Consider the following 24,167-nt stretch of genomic DNA (forward strand, 5'->3'; position numbering starts at 1 on the left):
TCAAATCCCGCATGGTGAAGAGTTTGCAACAGATCGCACAAACTGTAGGACTGCACTGACATCCACACGGCACGAATGCCGGCCCCGCTCCTACGCGCACGCGGGGACAGTGCGGCCATGGTCGACTCGCCTCCCGCTCCCCCCGCCCCGCCGCCGCAGGATCTGACACCCACGGGCGCAACCTCGGCATTCCTGCGTGTTGCGGCAGGCCCGGAGGCGGCGGCGCCGGCCGTGCGCGCGGTGCAGTTCGGTGCCGAACGCTTCGCCGAGCATGGGCGCAGCCTCGCCGCCGCCCAGCGCGTGGACGACGACAGCCGCAAGCCGCGGCCTTTCTTCCCCCGGCTCAAGGGCAACCTGCTGGTGTGGAGTGCCGCGCTGGAGGTGCTGTCAGAAGAAGGCCTGCAGGCCGACACCGACCCCGCCCACGCCTGGCTGCTGGACAACGCGCGGCTGCTGCAGCAGCAGCTCGACGAGGTGCTGCACGACCTGCCGCGCAGCTACTTCCAACGCCTGCCCCGGCTGGCCGACGAGCCGCTGCAGGGCCTGCCACGCGTCTACGGCGTGGCGTGGGCCTGGGTGTCGCATGCCGACAGCTCGCTGGACATGGCGCTGATGCGTCATTTCCTGGCCGGCCACCATGAGACGCATGCGCTGACGCTGCGCGAGCTGTGGGCGCTGCCATCGACGCTGCGCGTCGTGCTCGTCGAGAACCTGCGCCGCCTGGCCGAGCGCGCCGCCTGGCGTCATCTGGCGCGGCGCGCCGCACAGCGGCTTTTCGAGGCCATGCCGCAGCTCGATGCGCCGGCCGTGCAGCGCCAGCTGGCCGAATGGCAGGCCGGCTGGCCGCGCGACCCGGCGCTGATTGCGCTGGCCGTGCGGCTGCACGAGCGTCTGGTGGACCGCTCGCTCGCCCGCCCCGAGGAAGGCGACGCGCCCGACTCGGCCTGGGCCGCGGCCCGCCACTGGATCAACGAGCTGCTGCCGGACGTCGTCGCCGCGCAAGCCGCCGAGCAGAACGAAAGCGCCGCCGACCACCAGAGCATCCGCAACGCCATCGGCAGCCTGCGCCGGCTCGGCGCGGCCGACTGGGCAGGGCTGTTCGAGACCGTGCACCCGGCGCTGAAGGCGCTGGGGCGCATCGACATCTACGGGCAGGAGCACGAGAGCACGCAGGACCGCGCGGTGCACGCCATCGAGGCCCTGGCCGCGCGCCACGGCCTGGCCGAGTCCGATGTCGCCCAGGTGCTGCGCCTGCTGTGCAGCGACCCGGCCTGGCCGGCGGACGCCGCCGAGCGCGCACCGCTGCACTGGCTGACCGGCCGCGGCCGGCCGCAGCTGCTGCAGGAGCTGCGCGTCCGCGAGCTGTGGCCCGAGCGCGCGACGGCAGCGCTGCTGCGCCACCGCGCCTTCATCTATCTGTCCAGCCTGGCCGTGCTGGGCGGCGCGGCCATGGGCCTGCTGCTCGCGCTGGGCCTGCCCGCCGACGCGGCCTGGCCGATGGCCGTCGCCGCGGCCCTGCTGGCGCTGCTGCCGGCCAGCGAGGCGCTGGTCGCGCTGGCCAACCGGCTGATCAGCGAATGCGCGCCGCCGCTGCGGCTGCCGCGGCTCGCCTGGCCCGAGGGCATACCGCCCACGTCGCGCACGCTGGTCATCATTCCCTGCATGCTGACGCGGCCGAAGAGCATCGCGACGCTGCTGGCGCAGCTGGAGCGCCACCACTTGGCCAACCTGGAGGCCGAGGCGCAGTTCGCGCTGCTGAGCGATTTCGGCGACGCCAAGACCGAGCACCTGGCCGAGGATGGGGCGCTGATCGCCCAGGCGCGCGCCGGCATCGAGACGCTGAACCAGCGCTACGGCCAGGCCTGCGGCGGGCTGCCGCGCTTCCTGCTGCTGCACCGCGAGCGCCGCTGGAGCGAGACCGAGCAGCGCTGGATCGGCTGGGAGCGCAAGCGCGGCAAGACCGAGGCGCTGGTGGCGCTGCTGGCCGGCTCGCCACCGGATGCCCTGCCCGACCGCTTCATCGACCTGGGCGCGCTGTCTACACCCGCGCCGGGCATCCGCCACATCGTCACGCTGGACAGCGACACCGCGCTGCCGCCGGGCGCGCTGCGCGAGTTGGTGGCCATCGCCGCGCATCCGTTGAACCGGCCGCGCGTCGCGGCCGGCCCGGGCGGCGCCGTCACGGTCGTGCACGGCCACGGCATGCTGCAGCCGCGCATCGCCACGCCGCTGGCCACCGCCGCGGGCAGCTCCACGGTGCACGGCACCTGGTTCCACAGCCTGTTCGCCGGCCAGCCCGGGCTGGACCCGTACAGCACGGCCAGCTCCGAGGTCTACCAGGACCTGTTCGACGAAGGCAGCGCCGCCGGCAAGGGCCTGATCGACGTGCAGGCCGCCGCGCAGGTGCTGGCCCACCGCCTGCCGGAGGGCCAGGTGCTCAGCCACGACCTGCTGGAAGGCTCGCTGATGCGCTGCGCCGGCGTCAGCGACGTGACGCTGGTCGAGTCCGCGCCCATGCATGCCGACGTGGCCGCCTCGCGCATCCACCGCTGGACGCGGGGCGACTGGCAGCTGCTGCCCTTCATCGCCCACCCGCGCCGTTGGGGCCTGCGCGCCATCCACGTCTGGAAGATGCTGGACAACCTGCGCCGCAGCCTGGTGGCGCCGGCCTCGCTGCTGCTGCTGGTCATGTCGTGGTTGGGCCTCGGCCTGCGGCCTGGCTGGGCGCTCGCAGCCGTCGCGGCGGCGTTCGGCGCCGGGCCGCTGATGGGCGCGCTCGCCGCCTGCGCGCCGACGCGCGACCGCATCTCGCTGCCGCGCTTCTACCGCCAGGCCGCCATCGAGCTGGGCCGCGCCGTCGCGGGCACGCTCTGGCACCTGGCCATGCTGCCCGCCATGACCTGGCTGCAGCTCGACGCCATCGGTCGCGCGCTCTGGCGCCAGCGCGTCAGCCGCCGCGGCCTGCTGGAGTGGACGACGGCGGACGCAGCGGAGGCCGCGGCCCGCACCGACTGGCTGCCGCTGTGGCGCCAGCACCGCCGCCTGACGATCTCTGCCGGCGTGCTGGCCACGCTGCTGGTCAACGCCGATTTCCTCGGCCTGGCCGTGGCGTGGGACATTGCGCTGCCGCTGCTGCTGGCCTGGGTGCTGTCGCCGCTGTGGATAGGCCTGGCCAGCCGGCCGCGCGCGCGGCCGCGCCGCGAGGCCATCGCCGACGATGACCGTCACTACCTGCTGAGCGTCGCCCGCGACACCTGGCGCTGGTTCGAACGCTGGGTCACCAAGGACGACAACGACCTGCCGCCCGACAACGTGCAGTTCGACCCCGACGTCGCCGTCGCCCACCGCACGTCGCCCACCAACATCGGCCTGTACCTGCTGTCGGCCTGCTGCGCGCGGGAGTTCGGCTGGCTGCACGACGTGGGCCTGGCCGAGCGCGTCACGCGCACGCTGGACACGCTGGACAAGCTGCCCCGCCACCGCGGCCATTTCTACAACTGGATCGACACGCAGCGGCTGGCCGTGCTGGAGCCGCCCTACGTGTCGGCCGTCGACAGCGGCAACCTGTGCGCGCACCTGCTGGTGGTCGCGGCGGCCTGCGAGGGCTTCGCCCGAGGTGGCGACGGCATGCCGCCGCCGCCCGAGGTCGCCGAGGCGCTGGACCGCGTGGCCGCCCGCGCCCGCGAGATGGCGCTGGCGCACGACTTCCGCTGGCTGTACGACCCGCAGCGCCGCCTGCTGCACATCGGCGCCATCGCCACGCCGGGCGCCGAGCATGGCGACGAGCGGCTCGACCAGAACCACTACGACCTGCTGGCGTCCGAGGCGCGCCTGGCCAGCCTGGTGGCCATCGCCAAGGGCGACCTGCCGGCCTCGCACTGGGGCGCCCTGGGCCGGCCGTTCTTCTCGCGCGGCCAGGTGACGGGGCTGAAGAGCTGGTCGGGCTCGATGTTCGAGATGCTGATGCCGTCGCTGGTGCTGGACGAGCCGGCCGGCAGTGCGCTGGCGGACGCGGCGCGCGCCACGGTGATGGAGCAGATCCGCGCCGGCCGCGCCAAAGGCCTGCCCTGGGGCGTGTCCGAAAGCGCCTATGCCAAGCGCGACGAGAGCCTGGCCTACCAGTACGGCCCGCAGGGCAACGCCGCGCTCGCGCTGCGCGACACGCCGCCCGAGGAGGTCGTCATCGCGCCCTATGCCACGCTGATGGCGACCATGGTCATGCCGCGCGCGGCAGTGGCCAACCTGCGCCACCTGCAGGCGCTGGGCGCGCGCCATGAGCTGGGCTTCATGGAGGCGCTGGACTACACGGCCAGCCGCCAGCCGGAGGCCACCGGCGAGGCCGAGGAACCCCGCCGCAGCGGCCCGCGCCTGCAGCGCATCGCCACGACGATGAGCCACCACCACGGCATGTCGTTGATCGCGCTGACCGAGGTGCTGTGCGGCGGCGCGCCGCAGCGCTGGGCCGACGCCGAGCCGCGGCTGTCCGCGGTGCGCTGGCTGCTGCACGAGCGCGCGCCGCACGAGGTGCCGCCGCTGAAGGAGCCGCCCGCCACGCCCACGCGTGCCGCGCCGCGCCGCGTCCACGTCTCGCTCGTCGTGCCCGACACCCGCGGCCGCGCCCTGCCCGGCACCTCATGGCTGGGCCACGGCAGGCTCAGCGCCATGCTGCGCGAGCACGGCGGCGGCACGCTGCTGTTCGGCGAACCGGGCCAGCAGATCCTCATCAGCCGCTGGCATGACGACCTCGCCCAGGATCTGCTCGGCCACCACCTGCACCTGCGCGACCTGGACACGCCCTGGCCGGCCAACACCGAGGGCAGCTGGCGCGGCGAGCCCGAGGTCAGCCCCTGGCGATCGCTCACGCTGCGGCCCACGCCCGGCCCGCAATGGCGCTACAGCGCGCGGCTGCACCCGGCCAGCGCGCAGTTCAACGCCGAGGGCGAGCAGCTGCAGGCGCACACCGAGGTGTGGGTGGCGGTGGAGGACGACGTCGAGCTGCGCCGCATCACGCTGCGCAACCTGTCCGACCGCGAGCGCCGCGTGGCGCTGGTGTCCAGCTTCGAGCCGGTGCTGGCGCCCGCGCGCGCCGACCTGGCCCACCCGGCCTTCGGCAAGCTCTTTTTGAAGGTGGGCTGGCAGCCCGACAAGCGTGCCCTGTACTGGGAGCGCCTGCCGCGCGGCCACAAGGAGGCGGGCGTGCATGCGGTGCATGCGCTGGTCGGCCAGGAGCTGGAAGGCGGCGCGCGCCTGGAGCGGCTGCAGGCGGGCGCGGACCGCGCCGCCTGGCTGGCGCGCGGCGGCCGGCCCGGGCAGCCGGGCGGCGCGATCGCCCGCGCCGACGCCAAGGCCTTGCTGGCCGGCAACGTGCCCGGCCTGCACGACGAGGCCGGCGCGCTGGACACCGGCAACGACCCGATCTCGCTGCTGCATTTCGCGCTGACGCTGCCGCCCGGCGCGCGCGTGACGCTGACGCTGGCCACCGCCGCCGCGCCCGAGGCGCAGACGCTGACCCACCTGCTGGACAAGCTGGCCCAGCCCGCGCTGCGCGAGCGCACGCTGATGCTGGCCCACACGATGGCCGGTGTGCGCACGCAGGGCGCGGGTCTCGCGCCGGGCGCCTGGCGCGCGGGGCTGGCATTGCAGACGCTGCTGACCTCGCAGGCCGCGCGCGAAGGCGTGCCGGCACTGGAGGGCAGCTTCCAGCGCGATGCGCTGTGGCGCCATGGCGTGTCGGGCGATGCACCCATCATCCTGATCCGCGTCGCAGACACGACCGGCGTGCTGATGGTGCGCGAGCTCTGCGCGCTGCTGCAGGCGCAGAACAGCCCGCTGTCGGTGGACATCGTCGTGCTAGACGCCGAGCCGGCGTCCTACCTGGCGCCGGTGTCGCGCGCGCTGCGCTCGCTGGCCGAGCAGCAGCAGCGCGGCCGCGCGCGCCTGCACGTGCTGTCAGACAGCGTCGTGCAGGACGACACGCGCTTTGCGCTGAACCTGCTGGCGCGCGTGCGCTGGTTCGCCGACGGCCGGCCGCTGGCGCAGCAGCTCGAACGCATCGCCGCGCCGCACGAGCAGGCCGCCAAGGCACGCCGCGCCGCGGGCGCCAGCCATGTGCTGTGGCGGCCGGCCGAGCCCGGCACCGTGCAGCCGCCGCATGACTTCGACGCCGCCAGCGGTGCCTGCAGCTTCACGCTGGCGCCGCGCCACCAGCCGCCGCGGCCCTGGGTCAACGTCATCGCCAACGAGGCCTTCGGCTGCCAGGTGTCCGAGCGCGGCGCCGGCATGGCCTGGGCGGGCAACAGCCGGCTGCACCAGGTCACGCCCTGGTCCAACGACGCGCTGCTGGACTCGCCGGGCGAATGGCTGATCCTGCATTGCCTGGACAGCGGCTTGGCCTGGCTGTTGGGCCGCGCCAGCGCCCGCCAATCGGTGGCGCACCTGCCCGGCGCGACGGCCATGGCCTTCGCGCTGCCTGGGCTGGTCGTGCGCCTGCGCTGGACGGTGGACGCCCAGGCGGCCGTGCGCCAATGCCAGGTCGAGCTGCATGCCGCGCCCGGCACCGCGCCGCGGCGCCTGCGCCTGCTGGCCGCGGCGCAATGGCAGATGGGCATGGACAGCAGCGCGCGCCGCAGCGTCGTGACGCGGCTGGACGTGCCGGCCAGTGCGCAGGCCGACGCGCCGCTGCTGGCGCTGGCGACGCAGGCGGACGGCCTCAACGGCTTCGGCGGCCAGACGGCCTGGATGGCGCTGCGCCCGACGCGCGGCGGTGACGTGACGGCCGACCAGGTGCCCGAGCTTGGCGACGACCACGCGCTGTGGCCGTGGCCGCAGGAAGCCGGCTTCGCCGCCGACCTGAACCCGCCGCGCATCTGGAATGCGGCCGTCGAGGCCAGCGGCGACCGCCGCCTGCTGTTCGACAACGAGGGCCGCCTCGTCATGCCGCATGCGCTGGACGGCCAGGCCGGCCCGGGCACCGACCCGGCCGCGCTGCTGGCCGTGCCGCTGCGCCTGGAAGCCGGGCACGCCTGGCACTGCACCGTGCTGCTGGGCCATGCGCCCAACCTGGCCGCCGCCCGCGAGCAGGCGCGCGCGGCCTGGCAGGTCGACCCGCTGCTGCGCCTGGCTGCGCAGCGCCAGGTATGGCGGAGCCTGAGCGCGCCGGTGCAGGTGGCCACGCCGGATGCGGGCTTCGACGCCCTCGTCAACCACTGGCTGCCGGCCCAGGTGCTGGGCTGCCGCATCTGGGGCCGCGCAGGCTTCTACCAAGCCGGCGGTGCGTTCGGCTTCCGCGACCAGCTGCAGGACGCGATGGCGCTGGTGCAACACGCGCCCGAGCGGCTGGCCGAACAGATCCGCCGCCATGCGCGGCGCCAGTTCCCGCAGGGCGACGTGCAGCACTGGTGGCACGAGCCGGCCGGCGCGGGCGTGCGCACGCATTTCGCCGACGACCGGCTGTGGCTGGCGCTGGCGCTGGCGCTCTACACCGAGCGCACGGGGGACACCAGGCTGGCCGACGAGCAACTGCCCTTCATCGAAGGCCGCGCCGTGCCCGAAGGGGCGGAGGACATCTACGAGACGCCCGCCATCAGCGCCGAGACGGCCAGCCTGTACGAACATGCCGCGCGGTCCATCGACGTCAGCCTGCCGGTGGGCGCGCACGGGCTGCCGCTGTTCGGCACCGGCGACTGGAACGACGGCATGAACCGCGTCGGCGCCGAGGGGCGTGGCGAGTCGGTATGGATGGGCTTCTTCCTGTGCGCCGTCATCGACGCGCTGGTGCCGATGGCACTGGCCCGCGGCGAAGCGGCCCGCGCCGAACGCTGGCGCGAGGCCCGCCGGCAGCTCTCTGCCGCGCTGGACGCCAACGCCTGGGACGGCGACTGGTACCGCCGCGGCTGGTTCGACGACGGCAGCGTGCTGGGCACGCACACCGCCAGCGAATGCCGCATCGACCTCATCGTGCAGGCCTGGGCCGTACTGACCGGCGCCGCCCAGCCCGAGCGCGCCGCGCGTGCACTGGACAGCGCCTGGCAGGAGCTGCACGACCGCGACGCCCACCTGCTGCGGCTGCTGTGGCCACCGTTGAAGGACCACCGGCCCGAAGCGGGCTACATCCAGGCCTACCCGGGCGGCGTGCGCGAGAACGGCGGCCAGTACAACCATGCCGCCGTCTGGGCGCTGATGGCCAGCGCCCGGCTGGGCCAGGCCGAGCACGCCTGGGCGGCGTTCACGGCGATCAGCCCGGCGCACCGCGGTGCGCACGGCGCGACCTATGGCCTGGAGCCGTTTGCCGTGGCGGGCGACATCGAGACCGCCCAGCCTCACGCCGGCCGCGGCGGCTGGAGCTGGTACACCGGCGCGGCCGGCTGGTTGCTGCGCGCGGCGGTGGAATCGCTCTGCGGCGTGCGCCTGAGCCACGGGCGGTTGACCGTGCAGCCCTGCCTGCCGCCGCACTGGTCCCAGGCGCGCGTGCGCCTGGAGACGGGCGGGCGGCGCGTCGAGGTGCTGGTGCAGCGCGCCACGGCGAATGCCAAGGTGCCGGCGGGCTACCGCCTGCTGGCGCCCGGCACCACGCTGGTGCTGGCCGACGCGCCGGGTGAGCTGAAACTGTGGGTGCCGGCCACCGACCGTGCGCTGGCGCCGCGGGACGAGCCGGCCCTGGTTTGAAAAAAAGGCGACCGGCAAAAGAAGAGCGGCCCCGCAGGGCCGCTCGACTCGGTCAGCCTTACGCGTCAGGCGGTAAGGGTCAGGAAAATTGCCATGGCGACGCTGCCAAGAATGACGGTCGTGAACAGGCGGTGGCCGACGGCCGCATCGATGGCCTCCAACGAACACAGTGCACGCTGGCTGCGGTCCGACAGGTTGCGGCACTGGCGCAGGTGTGCGCCCAGGCTGTCCCGATGCTGACGCAAAAGAAGATCGGTGGCGCGGGACATCAGGGGACTCCTTCGTTCTGGGGGGATTTCAACTTTAGTTCTCGAAACGCCAGGTTGCATTCAGAGATGGGGCGGCAACAGCGTAGGAAGCTTCCTACTTACATACCATCACTGGCATGACGGCTCGGCTGTTACAACTCCTTCTCGCCACCTGGGCAATGTGGTTTCAGGGCAATCTGCATGCCGAGCCACTGAAAGTCGGCTCCAAGCGCTTCACCGAGAGCTACCTGCTCGGCGAAATCGTCAGCCAGACGCTGGCCGCTCAAGGCGTGCCGGCCGTGCACCGCCAGGGGCTGGGCAACACGGCCATCCTGGCCACTGCGCTGCAGCAGGGGCAGATCGATCTCTATCCCGAATACACCGGCACCATCGTGCGCGAGTTGCTCAAGCGCGAGTCGCTCGAGGATGCGCAGGCGCCGCTGGCGCAGATCAACGCCTGGCTGAAGCCGCTGGGTCTGAAGGCCGCCATCCCGCTGGGCTTCAACAACAGCTATGCGCTGGCGATGCGGGAGGCCGACGCGGCGCGGCTGGGTATCGCGACGATCTCCGAGCTGGCGGCCAAGGCGCCGCAGGGCACAACGGCGCTCAGGCCGGGCCTGTCGCATGAATTCATCGCCCGTGCCGACGGTTGGCCCGCGCTGCAGCATGCTTACGGCCTGACGCTGAAGCCCGGCAACGGCCTGGACCATGGCCTGGCCTACCAGGCACTGGCTGGCGGCCAGGTCGACCTCATCGACGTCTACACGACCGATGCGCAACTTGCGCGGCAGGCGGTGCGCGTGCTGCGTGATGACCGCCGCTTCTTCCCGCGCTACGACGCGGTGCTGCTGATGCGCGCGGGCGTCGACGACGGGCCGCTGCAGGGGCTGGCGGGCCGGCTGTCCGAAGCCCGCATGATCCAGCTCAACGCGGCGGCCGAGCTGGAAGGCCGGCCGTTCGCCGATGTGGCGCGAGGCTTCCTGCAGTCGTCGGTCCCGACCGCTGCCGCGGCGCCACCCCAGGGCTTCACCGCGCGGCTGCTGGCGCCGGACCTGGCCACGCTGCTCGCGCAGCACCTGGCGTTGGTGCTCGGCTCGCTGGCACTCGCGGTGGCGCTGGCCGTGCCGTTGGGCATCGCAGCCTACCGGCTGCCGCGGCTGGCCGGCCCGCTGATGGCCGTCGTCGGCCTGCTGCAGACCCTGCCCTCACTGGCCTTGCTGGCCTTCCTGATCGCCCTCTTCGGCCGCATCGGCTTCGTGCCGGCGCTGCTGGCGCTGTTCGTCTACGCGCTGCTGCCCATCGTCCGCAACACGCACGCCGGCCTGCAGGGCGTGCCGGCCGGGCTGCCCCAGGCGGCGCTGGCACTGGGCCTGACGCCAGGCCAGACGCTGCGTGCCATCGAACTGCCGCTGGCGCTGCCGACGCTGATGGCGGGTGTGAAGACGGCAGCCGTCACCAACGTCGGCACCGCCACCGTCGCGGCCTTCGTCGGCGCGGGCGGCCTCGGCGAGCGCATCGTCGCGGGCCTCGCCGTCAACGACACGGCACTGATGCTGGCGGGCGCCCTGCCCGCCGCGGTGCTGGCGGTGGCCATGCAGCTCGTTTTCGACGCACTGGAGCGGCGCGCCACACGGCCTCACAATCGGCGCGACGAATCTCCGCACCCAGGGATATGAACGCAAAAGCGCGCGCGGGCTGGTGGGTCTTGGGCGTGATGGCGGCCGGCGCCACGCAGGCCGGCTGCTCGCGGATCATCGAGGCGCCAATGGCCCCCGTCGGCCTGAGCGTCAGCTTCGACGGTGAGCGCAGCAGTGGCATCTACCCGACGCTGCTGAACGAACTGGGCGCGGCCATCGGCTGCGAGTTCCGCATCCAGCGCATGCCGCGGGCGCGGGTGCAGAAGATGTTCGAGTCCGGGCAGGCCGACGTCCTGGTGCCGGCGTCCGCGTCGCCCGGGCGGGATGCCGACGGCGAGTTCGTCCCGCTCGTGCAGGTGCGCGCCAGCCTCATCACGCTGTCGCCCGGCAAGGCACCGCCTTCGCTGGCCGAGTTGCTGGCGTTGCGGCACTACAAGCTCGCCGTCGTGCGGGGCTTCACCTTCGGCACCGCCTACGACCAGGCGATCGCGACGCTGCGCGCGCAGCGCCGGCTCGTCGAGGAGCCCGACGCGGCCGGCGTCGCCCGCGCCCTTCGCCAGGGGCTCGCACAGGCGAGCGTCATGACGGCAAACATCTTCATCGGTACCTTGACCAAGGACGCAGACTTCGCGCCGCTGATCAAACAGGTGCGGGTCGAGGCACTGGAGGAGCTCGGGTGGTCTGAAAGCGGCCTTTACCTGTCGCGCCACAGCCTGACCGACACCGACCGCCGCGCACTGCGCACCGCATTGACCCAGTCCGCCCGCTCGGGCCGCGTGTGGCAACTGTTCAACGACAGTTATCCGCCGGGCAGCCTGGCGGGGAGCATCAGGCCGCTGCTGCCGTAACGAGGACATCGAACTGCAGAGCAAAAAGCAAAAAGCACTTAGGCTGCCGCGCTAAGTGCTTGATTGCTTCTTAAATTTGGTGGGCCCTGAGTGACTCGAACACTCGACCTACGGATTAAGAGTCCGCTGCTCTACCAACTGAGCTAAGAGCCCTGATTCAGCTTGGCAAGCCTTGCTGAGCCAATGATTGTAGCGTGGATTCCGTCGAATCAGCGCTGAAAAACCTGGTGGGATGTGCAGGATTCGAACCTGCGACCAACGGATTAAAAGTCCGCTGCTCTACCGACTGAGCTAACATCCCGCGTCAAGCAGAGCCTGCCATTATAGGCAGGTTTTTGAGGGCTCCGCAAGAATCTTCAGGAATTTCGTCGTCACGAAATCGACCGCGCCAAGTGCAGGCGCTGCAGCTCGGCGGCGGCACAGAGCCCGAACGTCGCCGTGACGGTGACGCTGGAACCGTAGCCATGGCAGTTCAGGCTGCCGTCGACATCGCAGGCCGCGCCCTCGGCCTGCTCAGGCAGATGTACCGGTTCACGCGAATAGACGCAGGCCAAGCCCATCGCACCACTGCGTGGTGCCCCGTGATGCTTGCGAAGTCGCTGGCGCAGCGAGGCCAGCAGCGGGTCATGGGTCGTCGCGTGGAGATCGTCGAGCTGCACGCGGTGCGGCTCGCGCTTGCCACCCGCGGCGCCGACCGTGACGAAGGGCAGGCGCTGCTCGCGTGCCCAGGCGGCCAGCGTCGCCTTGGCACGGACCTGGTCGCAGCAGTCGATGAGGCCGTCGAACTCGGTGCCGTTGATCAGCGCCGGCCAGTTGTCGGGCTCGACGAATTCCTCGATGACGCGCACCGCGCAGCCGGGATGAATGTCGGCGATGCGCTGGCGCAGCGCCTCGGCCTTGGCCATGCCGACGGTGGAGCCTAACGCCTGGATCTGGCGGTTGATGTTGGATTCGGAGACTTGGTCCAGGTCGATGAGCGTCAGCGCCGCGACGCCGCTACGCGCCAGCGCCTCAACGGCCCAGGAGCCGACGCCGCCCAGGCCCACGACCGCGAAACGTGCCGCTCGCAGGCGAAGGTAGGCAGCCTCACCATGCAGGCGGCGCAGGCCGCCGAAGCGGCGCTCCAGATCAGCATCGAGCTGATCCGTCATCACTTCAGCGCTGCAAGACGCTCTTTGCCGGCCTGGGCCGCTTCCGTGCCTGGGTAGCCTTTGATCAGCTCTTCAAGGCTGCGACGTGCCGCCTTGTTGTCCTTCAGCTCGATCTGGCAGTTCGCCAGCGCCAGCAGAGCCTCTCCGGCGCGCGGATGGCCGGGGTTGCCGGCAACGAAGGCCTTGAAGGTGGCGATCGCGTCCTTGTAATCCCGCTTGCCGTACTGCGCATTGCCGAGCCAGAAGCGCACCGAGTCGGTGTAGCCGCTGGCCGGGTAGCGCTTCAGGAAGGCGTTGAGCGCGGCGACCGCCTCGGTGAAATCACCTCGGCGCACGAGGCCAATGGCGGCTTCGTACTGGTTGCGTTCGTCCGGGTTGACCTGGAACTCGCGGCCGTCGAGGCTGACCTTCTGCGGTTCGAGAGGCTTCAGGCGCGCCTCGACCGACTGGGACTGGTCCGTCAGCTTGCGCTGGGTGTCGGCGAGGTCGCGCGCCAGCTGCTCGTTGGTGCCGCGCAGCTTGGCGACCTCGGCGCGCAGCGCTTCGATCTGGCTGTTCAGGTCCAGCATGCTGCGGCGCAGCGGCTGGAGCTGGTCCTGGACCAGCGCATTGAGCTGCTCGGCGCGCTGCTTGGCGGCGTCCTCGTTGGCCTGTACTTTGGTACGCAGTTCGATGATGGCCTTGCGGGCCTCGTCGTCCTCAAACAGGCCCGCTTGCGCGGGCTGCAGGAAGGCGGCGCTCGTGGCGAGCGCCACGAGCGTCAAACGCAGAACGCCGCTCACTGTCACTTGTCCTTGAGCTCGACGCGGCGGTTCTTGGCCCAGGCTTCTTCGCCGCTGCCTTGCGCGGCCGGGCGCTCCTTGCCGAAGCTCACGGCTTCGACCTGGGCACCGCCGACGCCCAGCAGCGTCAGCGACTTGGCGACGGCTTCGGCACGGCGCTGGCCCAGGGCCAGGTTGTACTCGCGGCCGCCGCGCTCGTCGGTGTGGCCTTCCAGCGTCAGGGCCAGGCGCTTGTTGTTGTTCAGGCGCTTGGCGTGCAGGTCGATCAGCGGGCGGTACTCCTCCTTGACGACGTCGCTGTCGAAGTCGAAGTAGACGACGCGCTTGTCGCGGACCTGCTCGGTGTATTGGGCGTTCAGGTCGACGGTTGCGACGCGCGACTCGGCGGCGGGCGTCGTCGAGCCCTGCGAAGCGGTGTTCGCGGGCGGCGTCGTCGTGCGGGTCTCGACCGGCGCGGGCTCGTCCAGCTTGACGGCGGAGCTGCAGCCAGCCAGTGCGGCGGCGGCGATCAGGGGGAGCGCAAAGCGGGTCAGTTTCATTCGAATGGTCTCCACAACGAGATGGGGCAGGGGGAAAGAGGCGTGTGATTGTCCAACATGGTGCCCGTTGTCAAGTTACTGACGGGTAAAGGGACCCCAAGTGGGTTCACGAACCTCTGCCAATGTGACAAGCAGCGGCGTCTTGATCTTGCCGTCCAGCGTGGTGGTCATCAGCACTTCCTTGCCGCCGGCGCGGCTGGCATAGACGATGAGCTTGCCATTGGGCGCGAAGGACGGACTCTCGTCGTCGCTGGCTTCGCTGATCTGGTGGGACTGGCCGGTGCCGAGGTCCATCACGCTGAGACGGAAAGCGCCGCCGACGCGGCTGATGTAGGCCAGCGTGCGGCCGTCGGGGCTGATGGCCGGGCTGATGTTGTAGTTGCCGCCGAAGGTCACGCGCTCGGCGGCGCCGCCGCCCGCGGGCATGCGGTAGACCTGGGGGCCGCCGCCCCGGTCGCTGACGAAGTAGATCTTGCTGCCGTCGGGCGAGTAGCAGGCCTCGGTGTCGATGGCGCTGCTCTGTGCGATGCGGCGCAGGCCCGAGCCGTCGCGGTTGATGACGAAGAGCTGGGTGCCGCCGTCGCGCGACAGGCTCAGCGCCAGCTGCGAACCGTCGGGTGACCAGGCCGGCGCGCTGTTCGTGCCCTTGAAATCGGCCAGCACGCGGCGGCCGCCGGTCTGCACGTCCTGGATGCGCACGGTGGCCTTGCCGCTCTCGAACGACACATAGGCCAGCTCGCGACCGTTCGGTGCCCATGCAGGCGAAATGATGGGCTCGGGGCTGGTCAGCGCGACCTTGGCGCCCTCGCCGTCGGCATCCGCGATGACGAGGCTGAAACGTCGGCCGGCCTTGGTGACATAGGCCATGCGGGTGGCGAAGACGCCGCGCTCGCCGGTGAGCTTCTGGTAGATCGTGTCCGCGATGCGGTGAGCCGCAAGCCGCGCGTCCTCGGGCAGCACCGCATGGGCCTCGCCGACGATCTCGCTGCCCTTGACGACGTCCCACAGCTTGAAGCGGATGTCCAGCCTGCCGTCGGCCAGGCGGCTGACCGAGCCGGCGGCCAGCGCGTCGGCCTGGCGGGCGCGCCAGTCGGCGAAGACGGGCGACGCGTTCTCGTGCAGGCCCGGGGGCGCGTCGACGCTGCGGAACTGGCCGCTGCGCTCCAGGTCGGCGCGCACGATGGCAGCGATAGGCTGGGGCGATTTGGACTCGTCGCGAAAGTCGACGATGGCGACCGGCACGCGGGTGCCGCCGACGCCGGCGATGTCGATGCGCAACTGGGCGAGTGCGGGGCCGGTACCGAAGGCGGCAAGCGCCGCAAGACTGCGGCGACGAGAAACGGATGCGAGCATGGCGCGCGATTCTGCCGCAGCCGCGCAACTTGTAACGTCAGACAAGGCCGCGTGCCGCGGCGGCGCGCTCAGAGCAGCACGATGTCGTAGTGCTCGGTCTGGTTGGTGGGCTCGGCCGTCAGCGAGATCGGCTTGCCGATGAAGTCGGACAGGCCGGCCAGGTGGGCGCTCTCTTCGTCCAGCATCATCTCGACGACATTGGCGGCCGCGACGACGCGGAACTCGCGCGGCGAGAACTGGCGCGCCTCGCGCAGGATCTCGCGCAGGATGTCGTAGCAGACCGAGCGCGCCGTCTTCACCTGACCGCGGCCCTCGCAGGTCGGGCAGGGCTCGCACAGCATGCGGGCCAGCGACTCGCGCGTGCGTTTGCGCGTCATCTCGACCAGGCCGAGCTGCGTGAAGCCGCCGACGGTGACCTTGGTGCGGTCGCGGCTGAGCTGCTTCTTGAACTCGGCGAGCACGGCGGCCTTGTGCTCCTCGCGGGTCATGTCGATGAAGTCCACGATGATGATGCCGCCCAGGTTGCGCAGGCGCAGCTGGCGGGCAATCGAGCCGGCGGCTTCGAGGTTGGTCTTGAAGATGGTGTCGTCGAAGTTCTTGGCGCCGACGAAACCGCCGGTGTTGACGTCGATGGTCGTCATCGCCTCGGTCTGGTCGAAGACCAGCGAGCCGCCGGACTTCAGCTCCACCTTGCGCGCCAGCGCGCGGGCGATCTCGGCGTCAACATTGCACAGGTCGAAGATCGGGCGCTCGCCGCGGTAATGCTCCAGCTTGGCGGTCGCCGCCGGCATGAAGGTCTCGCCGAATTCGCGCAGCACCTCGTACTGCATGCGCGAGTCGATGCGGATGGCCCCGGTGCGCTCGCTGGCCAGGTCGCGCAGCACGCGTTCGACGAGGCTGAGGTCCTGGTGCAACAGGCTGGCGGACGGCGTCGTCAGCGCCTTGGCGCGGATCTGCTGCCAGGTCTTGCGCAGGTAGGCGATGTCGGCGGCCAGCTCCTCGTCAGTCGCATCTTCGGCATTGGTGCGCAGGATGAAGCCGCCACCGCCGCCCTCCTCCGCCTTGCCCACCAGCGCCTGCATGCGGGCGCGCAGCGCCTCGCGCGCCTCGGGCGAGCCGATCTTCTGGCTGATGCCGATGTGCTCGTCCTGCGGCAGATAGACCAGCATGCGGCCGGCAATGCTGATCTGGCTGGACAGGCGCGCGCCCTTGGTGCCGATGGGGTCCTTGATGACCTGCACGGTCAGCGGCTGGCCCTCGAAGACCAGGCGCTCGATGGGCGTGGGCGGCGCGTCCGGGCCATGGGTGCCCTGGTGCCGGCCATGGCCGAACTGGGAGGCGCTGTGCAGATCCGCCACGTGCAGGAAGGCGGCACGCTCCAGGCCGATGTCGATGAAGGCGGACTGCATGCCGGGCAGCACGCGCACGACCTTGCCGAGATAGACGTTGCCGACCAGGCCCCGTTCCAACGTGCGTTCGACGTGCAGCTCCTGCACGGCGCCGTTCTCGACCACCGCCACCCGCGTCTCCTGCGGTGACCAGTTGATCAGGATGTCTTCCATCGCGAACCTTTGAATGCTGACGGTTGCACGCGGCCATGCGCGCAACCGTCAGAACTCGAACCCGAATTGTTCGAGCAGTGTCGCCGTCTCAAATAGGGGCAACCCCATGATGCCCGAGTAGCTGCCGGCAATCTTCACGATCCAGGCCGCCGCCTGGCTCTGGATGGCATAGGCGCCGGCCTTGCCGAACGGCTCGCGGCTGGCGACGTAGCGGTCGATCTGCGCGCCGCTGAGCGGCGCGAACTCGACCTGCGAGACGCTCAGCGCAGCGGCGCGGCCGCCACCGCCGGCCACGGCGACGGCGACGGCGGTGATGACGCGGTGGCTGCGGCCGGACAGCAGCGCGAGCATGCGGCGTGCGTCGGCATCGTCCTCGGGCTTGCCCAGAATCAGGTCGTCGACGGCGACCGTCGTGTCGGCACACAGGATGGGCGCAGGTGGCAGGCCACGGGCGCCGAGGCGGGCCGCGGCCGCGTCCAGCTTGGCCGCGGTGACGCGGGCGCAATAGGCTTCCGGCAGCTCGCCGGCCTGCACGGCCTCCAGCGCCTCGGCATCCTCGTCGGCGCCGGGCAGCAGCAGTTCATGGCGCACGCCGATCTGGCTCAGCAGCTGGCTGCGGCGCGGGCTTTGGGACGCGAGGTAGAGGGATGCGCTCATTCGCGGTGGTAGGGATGGCCGGTCGTCACGGTCCAGGCGCGGTACAGCCCCTCGGCCAGCAGCACGCGGGCGAAGGCATGGGGCAACGTCAGGTCGGACAGGCGCAGCGTTTCGTCGGCCGTGGCCTTGAGCCCGGGATGCAGCCCGTCGGGCCCGCCGATGATCAGCGCCGCGTCGCGGCCCTCGCCCATCCAGAGCTTGAGGCGTTCGGCCAGCTGCACCGAGGTGCGGCGCTCGCCGCGCTCGTCGAGGACGATGCGGCGCACGCCCTTGGGCAAGGCGGCCTCGATGCGCGCCGCCTCCGCCGCCATCAGCTGCTCGGCGGTCTTGCTGCCGCGGGTCTCCGCCTTGACGGCCTTCAGCTCCAGCTTCAGCTCGGGCGGGAAGCGCTTGGCGAAGTCTTCATACGCCGTGTCGGCCCAGGCCGGCTGGCGCTGGCCCACCGCGACGAGCAGAAGCCGCATCAGCCCTTCTTGGGCGCTGCGCGGCCGGCGGATTTGGCGGAGGCGCGGGGTGCGGCCTTGGCCGCCGTCTTGGCAGCCGACTTGGTCGGCGCAGCGCGCTTGGCCGCCGCTGCCTTGCCCACGCCCTGGCCCGCGCCGACCTTCAAGGTCTTGACCGGCGCGGCCGCCTTCACGCCCGTGCTGCGGGTCACGCCTTTCTTGGGCGCCTGGGTGCCCACCGCCGCCTTCTTCGCCACCGCCTTCTTGGCGGCGGCCGAAGGCACGGCCTTGTTGGAGGCCGGCTTGGCGGTGGGTTTTGCCGCAGGCTTGGCGGTGATCGGCTTGGACGCCGTGCCCTTGCGCGCGGTCTTGACCGGTGCAGCGGCGGGTTCCTCGGAGGCCTTCACCAGCTTGGTCTCGCTGCTGCCCAGCTTGAGCTTGACAGGCTTGTCGCCCCAGATCTCTTCGAGGTGGTAGTAGTCGCGAATGGCCGGCTGCATCACATGGACGACGGCCGCGCCGCAGTCCACGATGATCCATTCACCGTTGTCCTCGCCCTCCGTGCGCATGACCTGCATGCCGCGGCCCTTGACCGCCTCGCGCACGCTGGAGGCGAGCGCCTTCGTCTGGCGGTTGCTGGTGCCGGAGGCAATGATGACGCGCTCGAACAGCGGCGACAGGTGCTCCGTGTTGAACACGACGATGTTCTGGGCCTTGACGTCCTCGAGACCATCGACGATGGCTCGTTGCAGCTTGCGAATGTCCATTCAGGGCTTCTTCTCGTAAAGGCGGTGCGAGGCAATATAGCTCGCGACTTCGGCGCCCACCATGGGGCCGACGTCTTCGCCGCGCGCAATGGCTTGGCGCACGGCGGTGGATGAAAGGGGGACGTCGGGCATCTGCAGCACCTGCAGGCGGTGCGCACCGAGGCCCGGCGGCGTGACGACGGCTTCGCCGGCGCGCGGCACGACCACCAGTGTCGCCAGTTCCGTGACGATCTCGACGCGGTACCAGGTCGGCAGCCGCGCGTACTGGTCCTGGCCGATGAGGAACATCAACTCCGCACCGGGGTGCTCCGCGGCGAACTCCCGCAGCGTGTCGGACGTGAAGCTGGGGCCGCGGCGGTGCAGCTCGCGCTCGTCGACGGCGAAGCGCGGCTCGCCCGCCGTCAGGCGTTCGAGCATGTTCACGCGGTGCCGGGGCGCGGCCATCATCTGGTCGGGCTTCTGCCACTGGCGCCCGGCGGGCAGCCACAACAGGCGGTCCGGCGCCAGCGCCTGCAGCGCGAAGCGGGCGAAGGCCAGGTGGCCGAGGTGGGGCGGGTCGAAACTGCCGCCGAAGAGTGCGAGCTTCAAAGCCAGAGTGCCGTTGGGGTTTCGTCGGCCCAGTCGCGCGGACGCAGGAAGTCGCTGTACAGCCGCGCCTCCGGCGTGCCGGCCTCGGGCGCCCAGTCGTAGCGCCATTTCACCTGCGGCGGCATGGACATCAGGATGGACTCGGTGCGCCCGCCGGACTGCAGCCCGAACAGCGTGCCGCGGTCCCAGACGAGGTTGAACTCGACATAGCGGCCGCGGCGATAGGCCTGGAAATCGCGCTCGCGCTCGCCGTAGGCATAGCCCTGACGGCGCTCGACGATGGGCAGGTAGGCCGCCAGGAACGCATCGCCGACCGAGCGGATCAACGCGAAGCCGCCATCGAAGCCACCGTCCGCGTAGTCATCGAAGAAGATGCCGCCGATGCCGCGCGGCTCCTGGCGGTGCTTCAGGAAGAAATAGTCGTCGCACCAGGTCTTGAACTTCGGATGCAGGTCGGCGCCGTGCGGCAGCAGCGCATCGCGGCAGGTGCGGTGGAAATGCTGGGCGTCGCGTTCGTAGCCGTAGTAGGGCGTCAAGTCCATGCCGCCGCCGAACCAGGTCACGGCCGGGGCGTCGGCCGGCAGCGCCGCGAACATGCGCACGTTCATGTGCACCGTGGGCACGAACGGGTTGTGCGGGTGGATCACCAGCGACACGCCCATCGCCTCGAACGGCGCGCCGGCCAGCTCCGGACGGTGCTGGGTGGCCGAGGGCGGCAGCACGCGGCCCTTCACGTGCGAGAAGTTGACGCCGCCGCGTTCGAACACCGCGCCGCCCTCGATGAGGCGCGACAGGCCGTCGCCTTCCAGCCGGCCGCCAGGCTCGCGCGTCCAGCCGTCGCCCAGGAAGGCATTGCCGTCGACCCCTTCGAGCGCGCTGACGATGCGCTGCTGCAGGTCGAGCAGGTAGTCGCGGACGGCTTGGGTACTCAACGCTTGAGGGCCCGATGGCCGATGTCGCTGCGGTACTGCCGGCCGGCAAACTGGATGCCGGAGGCGATCTCGTAGACGCGCTGCGCCGCCGTGCGGACCGACTCGCCCAGCGCGGTGACGCACAACACGCGGCCGCCACTGGTCTGCAATTGCCCGTCGACGGTGGCCGTGCCGGCGTGGAAGACCATCGCCTCGTCTTCGTCATCGGGCAGGCCGGTGATGACGTCGCCCTTGCGCGGGTTCAGCGGGTAGCCCTCGGCGGCCAGCACGACGCCCAGCGCCACGCGGCGGTCCCATTGCAGCTCGACCTGGTCGAGCGTGCCGTCGGTGGCGTGCATCAGCAGCTCGAAGAGGTCGCTCTTCATGCGCATCATGATGGGCTGCGTCTCGGGGTCGCCCATGCGGGTGTTGAACTCGACGGTACGCGGCTGGCCGTGCTCGTCGATCATCAGCCCGGCATACAGGAAGCCGGTGAACGGATGGCCGTCGCGGGCCATGCCGGCGATGGTCGGCTGGATGATCTCGTGCATGACCTTGGCATGCACGTTGGGCGTGACCACCGGCGCGGGCGAATAGGCACCCATGCCGCCGGTGTTGGGGCCCTCGTCGCCGTCGAGCAGGCGCTTGTGGTCCTGGCTGGTGGCCAGCGACACCACGTGCTTGCCGTCGCAGACGACGATGAAGCTGGCCTCCTCGCCGGCCAGGAAGTCTTCGATGACGACGCGCGGCACTGCCAGCCCATCCGCGCCGGCGTTGTGGGTCACGCCGAGCTTGTTGTCCTCCAGGATCCACGAGATCGCCTCGTGCGCTTCGGCCAGCGTCATCGCGACGACGACGCCCTTGCCCGCCGCCAGGCCGTCGGCCTTGATGACGATGGGTGCGCCGCGGCCGTCGACATAGGCATGCGCCGCGGCCGGGTCGGTGAAGGTCTCGTAGGCCGCCGTCGGGATGCCGTGGCGCTTCATGAAGTCCTTGGCGAAGGCCTTGGAGCTTTCCAGCTGGGCCGCGGCCTTGGTGGGGCCGAAGATGCGCAGGCCGCGCGAGCGGAACTCGTCGACGACGCCGATGGCCAGTGCCGCCTCGGGGCCCACGACGGTCAGCGTGATCTTCTGCTCGACGGCGAAGTCGGCCAGCGCCTTGACGTCGGTGAGGGGCACGTTCTGCAGGCGCTCGTCGCGCGCGGTGCCGCCGTTGCCGGGGGCCACGTAAACCTGGCTGACGCGCTCGGCCTGGGCCAGCTTCCAGGCCAGCGCGTGCTCGCGGCCGCCGTTGCCAATGACTAGAACTCGCATCAATTCAGCTCAGCGTTGTGATAGACCGCCTGGGTGTCGTCGAGATCCTCGATGACGTCCAGCAGTTTCTGCATGCGTTCGGCGTCCTCGCCCGTCAGCTCGATGGTGTTCTCGGCGCGCATCGTCACTTCGGACAGCTCCGGCACCAGCCCGGCGGCTTCCAGCGCGGCCTTGACGATTTCGTAGTCGGCGGGCGAGGTCAGCACCTCGATGGCGCCGTCGTCGCCGGTGATGACATCCTCCGCGCCGGCGTCCAGCGCCACTTCCATGACCTTGTCTTCCGACGCGTCCGGCGCGAACAGCAACTGGCCGCAGTGCTTGAACTGGAAGGCCACCGAGCCGTCCGTGCCCATGTTGCCGCCATACTTGCTGAAGGCGTGGCGCACTTCCGCCACGGTGCGCACGCGGTTGTCCGTCATCGTGTCGATCATGATGGCCGCGCCGCCGATGCCGTAGCCCTCGTAGCGGATTTCCTCGTAGGTCAGGCCATCGATGTTGCCGCTGGCCTTGTCGATGTTGTATTTGATGCGGTCGGCCGGCATGTTGGCGGCCTTGGCCTTGTCGACGGCCAGCCGCAGTCGCGGGTTGTCCTTGATGTCGGGACCACCCTGGCGCGCGGCGACCGTGATCTCACGGATGATGCGTGTCCAGATCTTGCCGCGCTTCTCGTCCTGGCGGCCTTTGCGATGCTGGATGTTGGCCCATTTGGAATGACCGGCCATGTATTGGCTCCTGGGGAACCGCCGTTGCAGCGGTCCGTTTATCGTTGAATAGCCTGTGATTTTAGAGGACGCCCCTCGCTCTACCGCCCACGCCATGACTATCGACCCCATCCTTCTGGCTCGCCACGGCGACATCGAGTGCCTGCTGCTGCCCGCGCTGGCCAACCGCCACGGCCTCATCACCGGTGCCACCGGCACCGGCAAGACCATCAGCCTGCAGAAGCTGGCGGAGAGCTTTTCCCAGCTGGGGGTACCCGTCTTCATGGCCGACGTGAAGGGCGACCTGACCGGCATCAGCCAGCCGGGCAACCCCAGCGAGAAGCTGCTGGCCACGCTGAAGGACCGCGGCATAGCCCCGCCCGAGAAGCTGGCCTGCCCCACCACGCTGTGGGACGTCTTCGGCGAGCAGGGCCACCCCGTGCGGGCGACCGTGTCCGACATGGGCCCCCTGCTGCTGGCCCGCATGCTGGCGCTCAACGAGACGCAGGCCGGCGTGCTGCAGATGGTGTTCAAGATCGCCGACGACAACGGCCTGCTGCTGCTGGACCTGAAGGACCTGCGCGCGATGCTGCAATACGTGGGCGACAACGCCAGCACCTTCACGACGCAGTACGGCAATGTCTCCGCCGCCAGCGTGGGCGCCATCCAGCGCGGCCTGCTGCAGATCGAGGCCCAGGGCGGCGACAAGTTCTTCGGCGAACCGATGTTGAACATCGCCGACTTCATGCAGACCGAGGGCGGCCTGGGTGTCATCAACGTGCTGGCCGCCGACAAGCTGATGAACGCGCCGCGGCTGTACGCCACCTTCCTGCTGTGGATGCTCTCCGAGCTGTTCGAGACCCTGCCCGAGGTCGGCGACCTGGACAACCCGAAGCTGGTGTTCTTCTTCGACGAGGCCCACCTGCTGTTCAAGGATGCGCCTGACGCGCTGGTCGAGCGCATCGAGCTGGTCGTGCGCCTGGTGCGCTCCAAGGGCGTGGGCGTCTATTTCGTGACGCAGAACCCGCTGGACATCCCCGACGCGGTGCTGGGCCAGCTCGGCAACCGCGTGCAGCATGCGCTGCGCGCGTTCACGCCGCGCGACCAGAAGGCCGTCAAGAGCGCGGCCGACACGATGCGCGCCAAGCCGGGGCTGGACATCGCGACCGCCATCACCGAGCTGGCGGTCGGCGAGGCGCTGGTGAGCCTGCTCGACGAGAAGGGCCGGCCCAGCGTCACCGAGCGCGTCTTCGTGCTGCCGCCGGGCAGCCAGATCGGGCCGATCTCGCCGGTGCAACGACAGGCGCTGCGGGCCAACTCGCTGGTGGCCGGTGTCTACGAGAAGCAGCTGGACCGCGAATCGGCCTACGAGAAACTGGCCAGCCAGCACGCCGCGCCGGCCGGCGGCGGCATGGCCGCGGAAGCCGGCGGCGTGTTCAAGGGTGGCCCTGCAGCGCCTGCCCCGGCCGAGGCCGGCGGCGGCATGATGGACAGCCTCAAGGACGTGCTCTTCGGCACCACCGGCCCGCGCGGCGGCCGCCATCCGGGCCTGGCGGAGACCGCGGCCAAGTCGGCCGTGCGCAGCATCGGCTCGGCCGTGGGCCGGGAGATCATCCGCGGTGTGCTGGGCAGCATCCTGGGCGGCGGCAGCCGCCGGCGCTGACGGCGGGCCACCCGGCCGCATCGTCTGCAGCGCCACGGTAGAAGCGGCGCGATGAAAACCGTATAAACGGTTTTCATCGCCATGCCCCACGACCGCAAACCCGCCCCACCCCAGCGCGCCAAGCTCGTGCGCGACGGCTTCACCATGCCCGCGGCCGACTACGCGCTGATCGCCGAGCTCAAGCTGCGCCTGCACGACGTGAAGCGCGAAGCCAAGAAGAGCGAACTGCTGCGCGCCGGCCTGCAGGCACTCGCCTTGCTGGACGCGGCGTCCCTGGCCGCGGCGCTGGACCGGCTGGAGCCGGTCAAGACCGGCCGGCCACGCAAAACATGAACCCGCC

At 70.8% G+C, this 24,167-nt stretch carries 18 protein-coding genes and 2 tRNA genes; 5 read left to right on the plus strand and 15 right to left on the minus strand.

Annotated elements, in window-relative coordinates; translation table 11 throughout:
* Positions 1 to 117: 117 nt before the first annotated feature.
* The gene (locus ASD35_RS23485) at positions 118 to 8,664 is read left to right on the plus strand and encodes a GH36-type glycosyl hydrolase domain-containing protein (RefSeq protein ID WP_157275728.1); all 8,547 of its coding nucleotides are present in this window, start codon (positions 118 to 120) and stop codon (positions 8,662 to 8,664) included.
* A gap of 65 nt (positions 8,665 to 8,729) precedes the next feature.
* On the opposite strand, the gene ASD35_RS23490 is transcribed toward ASD35_RS23485, so the two are convergent.
* Positions 8,730 to 8,933, minus strand: a complete 204-nt coding sequence (locus tag ASD35_RS23490; RefSeq protein ID WP_056877322.1) for a hypothetical protein — start codon at positions 8,931 to 8,933, stop codon at positions 8,730 to 8,732.
* 158 nt (positions 8,934 to 9,091) lie between these two features.
* Here ASD35_RS23490 and ASD35_RS23495 point away from each other — a divergent pair, with 158 nt between their 5' ends.
* Positions 9,092 to 10,588 (plus strand): glycine betaine ABC transporter substrate-binding protein, encoded by a 1,497-nt coding sequence (locus tag ASD35_RS23495; RefSeq protein WP_056877323.1) that lies wholly within the window; start codon positions 9,092 to 9,094, stop codon positions 10,586 to 10,588.
* Positions 10,589 to 10,626: 38 nt separating this feature from the next.
* Positions 10,627 to 11,397: an ABC transporter substrate-binding protein gene (locus ASD35_RS23500; protein ID WP_162254513.1), complete on the plus strand. Its 771-nt coding sequence runs from the start codon at positions 10,627 to 10,629 to the stop codon at positions 11,395 to 11,397.
* Between the two features lie 77 nt (positions 11,398 to 11,474).
* On the opposite strand, the gene ASD35_RS23505 is transcribed toward ASD35_RS23500, so the two are convergent.
* The 14 genes from ASD35_RS23505 to ASD35_RS23570 form a co-directional block, all read right to left on the minus strand.
* A tRNA-Lys gene (locus tag ASD35_RS23505) sits at positions 11,475 to 11,550 on the minus strand.
* 72 nt (positions 11,551 to 11,622) lie between these two features.
* Positions 11,623 to 11,698 (minus strand) — tRNA-Lys (locus ASD35_RS23510).
* A gap of 70 nt (positions 11,699 to 11,768) precedes the next feature.
* Positions 11,769 to 12,548 (minus strand): ThiF family adenylyltransferase, encoded by a 780-nt coding sequence (locus ASD35_RS23515; RefSeq protein WP_056877325.1) that lies wholly within the window; start codon positions 12,546 to 12,548, stop codon positions 11,769 to 11,771.
* Positions 12,548 to 13,330 (minus strand): tol-pal system protein YbgF, encoded by a 783-nt coding sequence (ybgF, locus tag ASD35_RS23520; RefSeq protein WP_056877326.1) that lies wholly within the window; start codon positions 13,328 to 13,330, stop codon positions 12,548 to 12,550. Before ybgF ends, ASD35_RS23515 begins: the two co-directional genes overlap by 1 nt.
* A gap of 2 nt (positions 13,331 to 13,332) precedes the next feature.
* Positions 13,333 to 13,869 carry a peptidoglycan-associated lipoprotein Pal gene (gene pal, locus ASD35_RS23525; RefSeq protein ID WP_056877327.1) on the minus strand — a complete coding sequence of 179 codons (537 nt, stop codon included), beginning with the start codon at positions 13,867 to 13,869 and terminating at the stop codon, positions 13,333 to 13,335.
* A 75-nt stretch (positions 13,870 to 13,944) separates the two neighbouring features.
* On the minus strand, positions 13,945 to 15,222 hold the full coding sequence (tolB, locus tag ASD35_RS23530; protein ID WP_056877328.1) for a Tol-Pal system beta propeller repeat protein TolB: 1,278 nt from the start codon (positions 15,220 to 15,222) through the stop codon (positions 13,945 to 13,947).
* A 68-nt stretch (positions 15,223 to 15,290) separates the two neighbouring features.
* Positions 15,291 to 16,784: a ribonuclease G gene (gene rng, locus ASD35_RS23535; RefSeq protein WP_056877329.1), complete on the minus strand. Its 1,494-nt coding sequence runs from the start codon at positions 16,782 to 16,784 to the stop codon at positions 15,291 to 15,293.
* Positions 16,785 to 16,832: 48 nt separating this feature from the next.
* Positions 16,833 to 17,441, minus strand: coding sequence for a nucleoside triphosphate pyrophosphatase (locus tag ASD35_RS23540; RefSeq protein WP_056877330.1), 609 nt, complete (start codon positions 17,439 to 17,441; stop codon positions 16,833 to 16,835).
* Entirely contained in the window at positions 17,438 to 17,905 is a 468-nt protein-coding gene (gene rlmH, locus ASD35_RS23545; protein ID WP_056877331.1) for a 23S rRNA (pseudouridine(1915)-N(3))-methyltransferase RlmH, read from the minus strand. The genes ASD35_RS23540 and rlmH overlap by 4 nt, the downstream gene beginning before the upstream one ends.
* Positions 17,905 to 18,651: a ribosome silencing factor gene (gene rsfS / locus ASD35_RS23550; RefSeq protein ID WP_056877332.1), complete on the minus strand. Its 747-nt coding sequence runs from the start codon at positions 18,649 to 18,651 to the stop codon at positions 17,905 to 17,907. The genes rlmH and rsfS overlap by 1 nt, the downstream gene beginning before the upstream one ends.
* Positions 18,652 to 19,239, minus strand: coding sequence for a nicotinate (nicotinamide) nucleotide adenylyltransferase (gene nadD / locus ASD35_RS23555; RefSeq protein ID WP_056877333.1), 588 nt, complete (start codon positions 19,237 to 19,239; stop codon positions 18,652 to 18,654).
* The gene (hemF, locus tag ASD35_RS23560; protein ID WP_056877334.1) at positions 19,236 to 20,171 is read right to left on the minus strand and encodes an oxygen-dependent coproporphyrinogen oxidase; all 936 of its coding nucleotides are present in this window, start codon (positions 20,169 to 20,171) and stop codon (positions 19,236 to 19,238) included. Before hemF ends, nadD begins: the two co-directional genes overlap by 4 nt.
* Positions 20,168 to 21,463, minus strand: coding sequence for a phosphoribosylamine--glycine ligase (purD, locus tag ASD35_RS23565; protein WP_056877335.1), 1,296 nt, complete (start codon positions 21,461 to 21,463; stop codon positions 20,168 to 20,170). The genes hemF and purD overlap by 4 nt, the downstream gene beginning before the upstream one ends.
* Positions 21,463 to 22,185, minus strand: a complete 723-nt coding sequence (locus ASD35_RS23570; protein WP_056877336.1) for a YebC/PmpR family DNA-binding transcriptional regulator — start codon at positions 22,183 to 22,185, stop codon at positions 21,463 to 21,465. Before ASD35_RS23570 ends, purD begins: the two co-directional genes overlap by 1 nt.
* A 94-nt stretch (positions 22,186 to 22,279) precedes the next feature.
* Between ASD35_RS23570 and ASD35_RS23575 the strand changes: the two genes are divergently transcribed.
* Both ASD35_RS23575 and ASD35_RS23580 read left to right on the plus strand, forming a co-directional pair.
* Complete coding sequence (locus ASD35_RS23575; RefSeq protein ID WP_056877337.1) at positions 22,280 to 23,827, plus strand: helicase HerA-like domain-containing protein; 1,548 nt, start codon at positions 22,280 to 22,282, stop codon at positions 23,825 to 23,827.
* 81 nt (positions 23,828 to 23,908) lie between these two features.
* A complete protein-coding gene (locus ASD35_RS23580) occupies positions 23,909 to 24,160 on the plus strand; it encodes a hypothetical protein (protein WP_056877338.1) in 252 nt (83 codons plus the stop codon).
* The last annotated feature ends 7 nt before the right edge of the window (positions 24,161 to 24,167 follow it).

Source organism: Pelomonas sp. Root1444, assembly GCF_001426885.1.
Lineage (GTDB): Bacteria > Pseudomonadota > Gammaproteobacteria > Burkholderiales > Burkholderiaceae_C > Pelomonas.

Excerpts from the sequence above, each read along its gene's own strand:
- ASD35_RS23580 (WP_056877338.1), top strand. The coding sequence starts at position 23,909 with ATGCCCCACGACCGCAAACCCGCCCCACCCCAGCGCGCCAAGCTCGTG.
- purD (WP_056877335.1), bottom strand. The coding sequence starts at position 21,463 with ATGCGAGTTCTAGTCATTGGCAACGGCGGCCGCGAGCACGCGCTGGCC.
- rsfS (WP_056877332.1), bottom strand. The coding sequence starts at position 18,651 with ATGGACATTCGCAAGCTGCAACGAGCCATCGTCGATGGTCTCGAGGAC.
- ASD35_RS23515 (WP_056877325.1), bottom strand. The coding sequence starts at position 12,548 with ATGACGGATCAGCTCGATGCTGATCTGGAGCGCCGCTTCGGCGGCCTG.
- ASD35_RS23495 (WP_056877323.1), top strand. The coding sequence starts at position 9,092 with ATGTGGTTTCAGGGCAATCTGCATGCCGAGCCACTGAAAGTCGGCTCC.
- ASD35_RS23570 (WP_056877336.1), bottom strand. The coding sequence starts at position 22,185 with ATGGCCGGTCATTCCAAATGGGCCAACATCCAGCATCGCAAAGGCCGC.
- rlmH (WP_056877331.1), bottom strand. The coding sequence starts at position 17,905 with ATGCGGCTTCTGCTCGTCGCGGTGGGCCAGCGCCAGCCGGCCTGGGCC.
- ASD35_RS23485 (WP_157275728.1), top strand. The coding sequence starts at position 118 with ATGGTCGACTCGCCTCCCGCTCCCCCCGCCCCGCCGCCGCAGGATCTG.
- ASD35_RS23490 (WP_056877322.1), bottom strand. The coding sequence starts at position 8,933 with ATGTCCCGCGCCACCGATCTTCTTTTGCGTCAGCATCGGGACAGCCTG.
- ASD35_RS23540 (WP_056877330.1), bottom strand. The coding sequence starts at position 17,441 with ATGAGCGCATCCCTCTACCTCGCGTCCCAAAGCCCGCGCCGCAGCCAG.
- pal (WP_056877327.1), bottom strand. The coding sequence starts at position 13,869 with ATGAAACTGACCCGCTTTGCGCTCCCCCTGATCGCCGCCGCCGCACTG.
- ASD35_RS23575 (WP_056877337.1), top strand. The coding sequence starts at position 22,280 with ATGACTATCGACCCCATCCTTCTGGCTCGCCACGGCGACATCGAGTGC.
- ASD35_RS23500 (WP_162254513.1), top strand. The coding sequence starts at position 10,627 with ATGGCGGCCGGCGCCACGCAGGCCGGCTGCTCGCGGATCATCGAGGCG.
- rng (WP_056877329.1), bottom strand. The coding sequence starts at position 16,784 with ATGGAAGACATCCTGATCAACTGGTCACCGCAGGAGACGCGGGTGGCG.
- tolB (WP_056877328.1), bottom strand. The coding sequence starts at position 15,222 with ATGCTCGCATCCGTTTCTCGTCGCCGCAGTCTTGCGGCGCTTGCCGCC.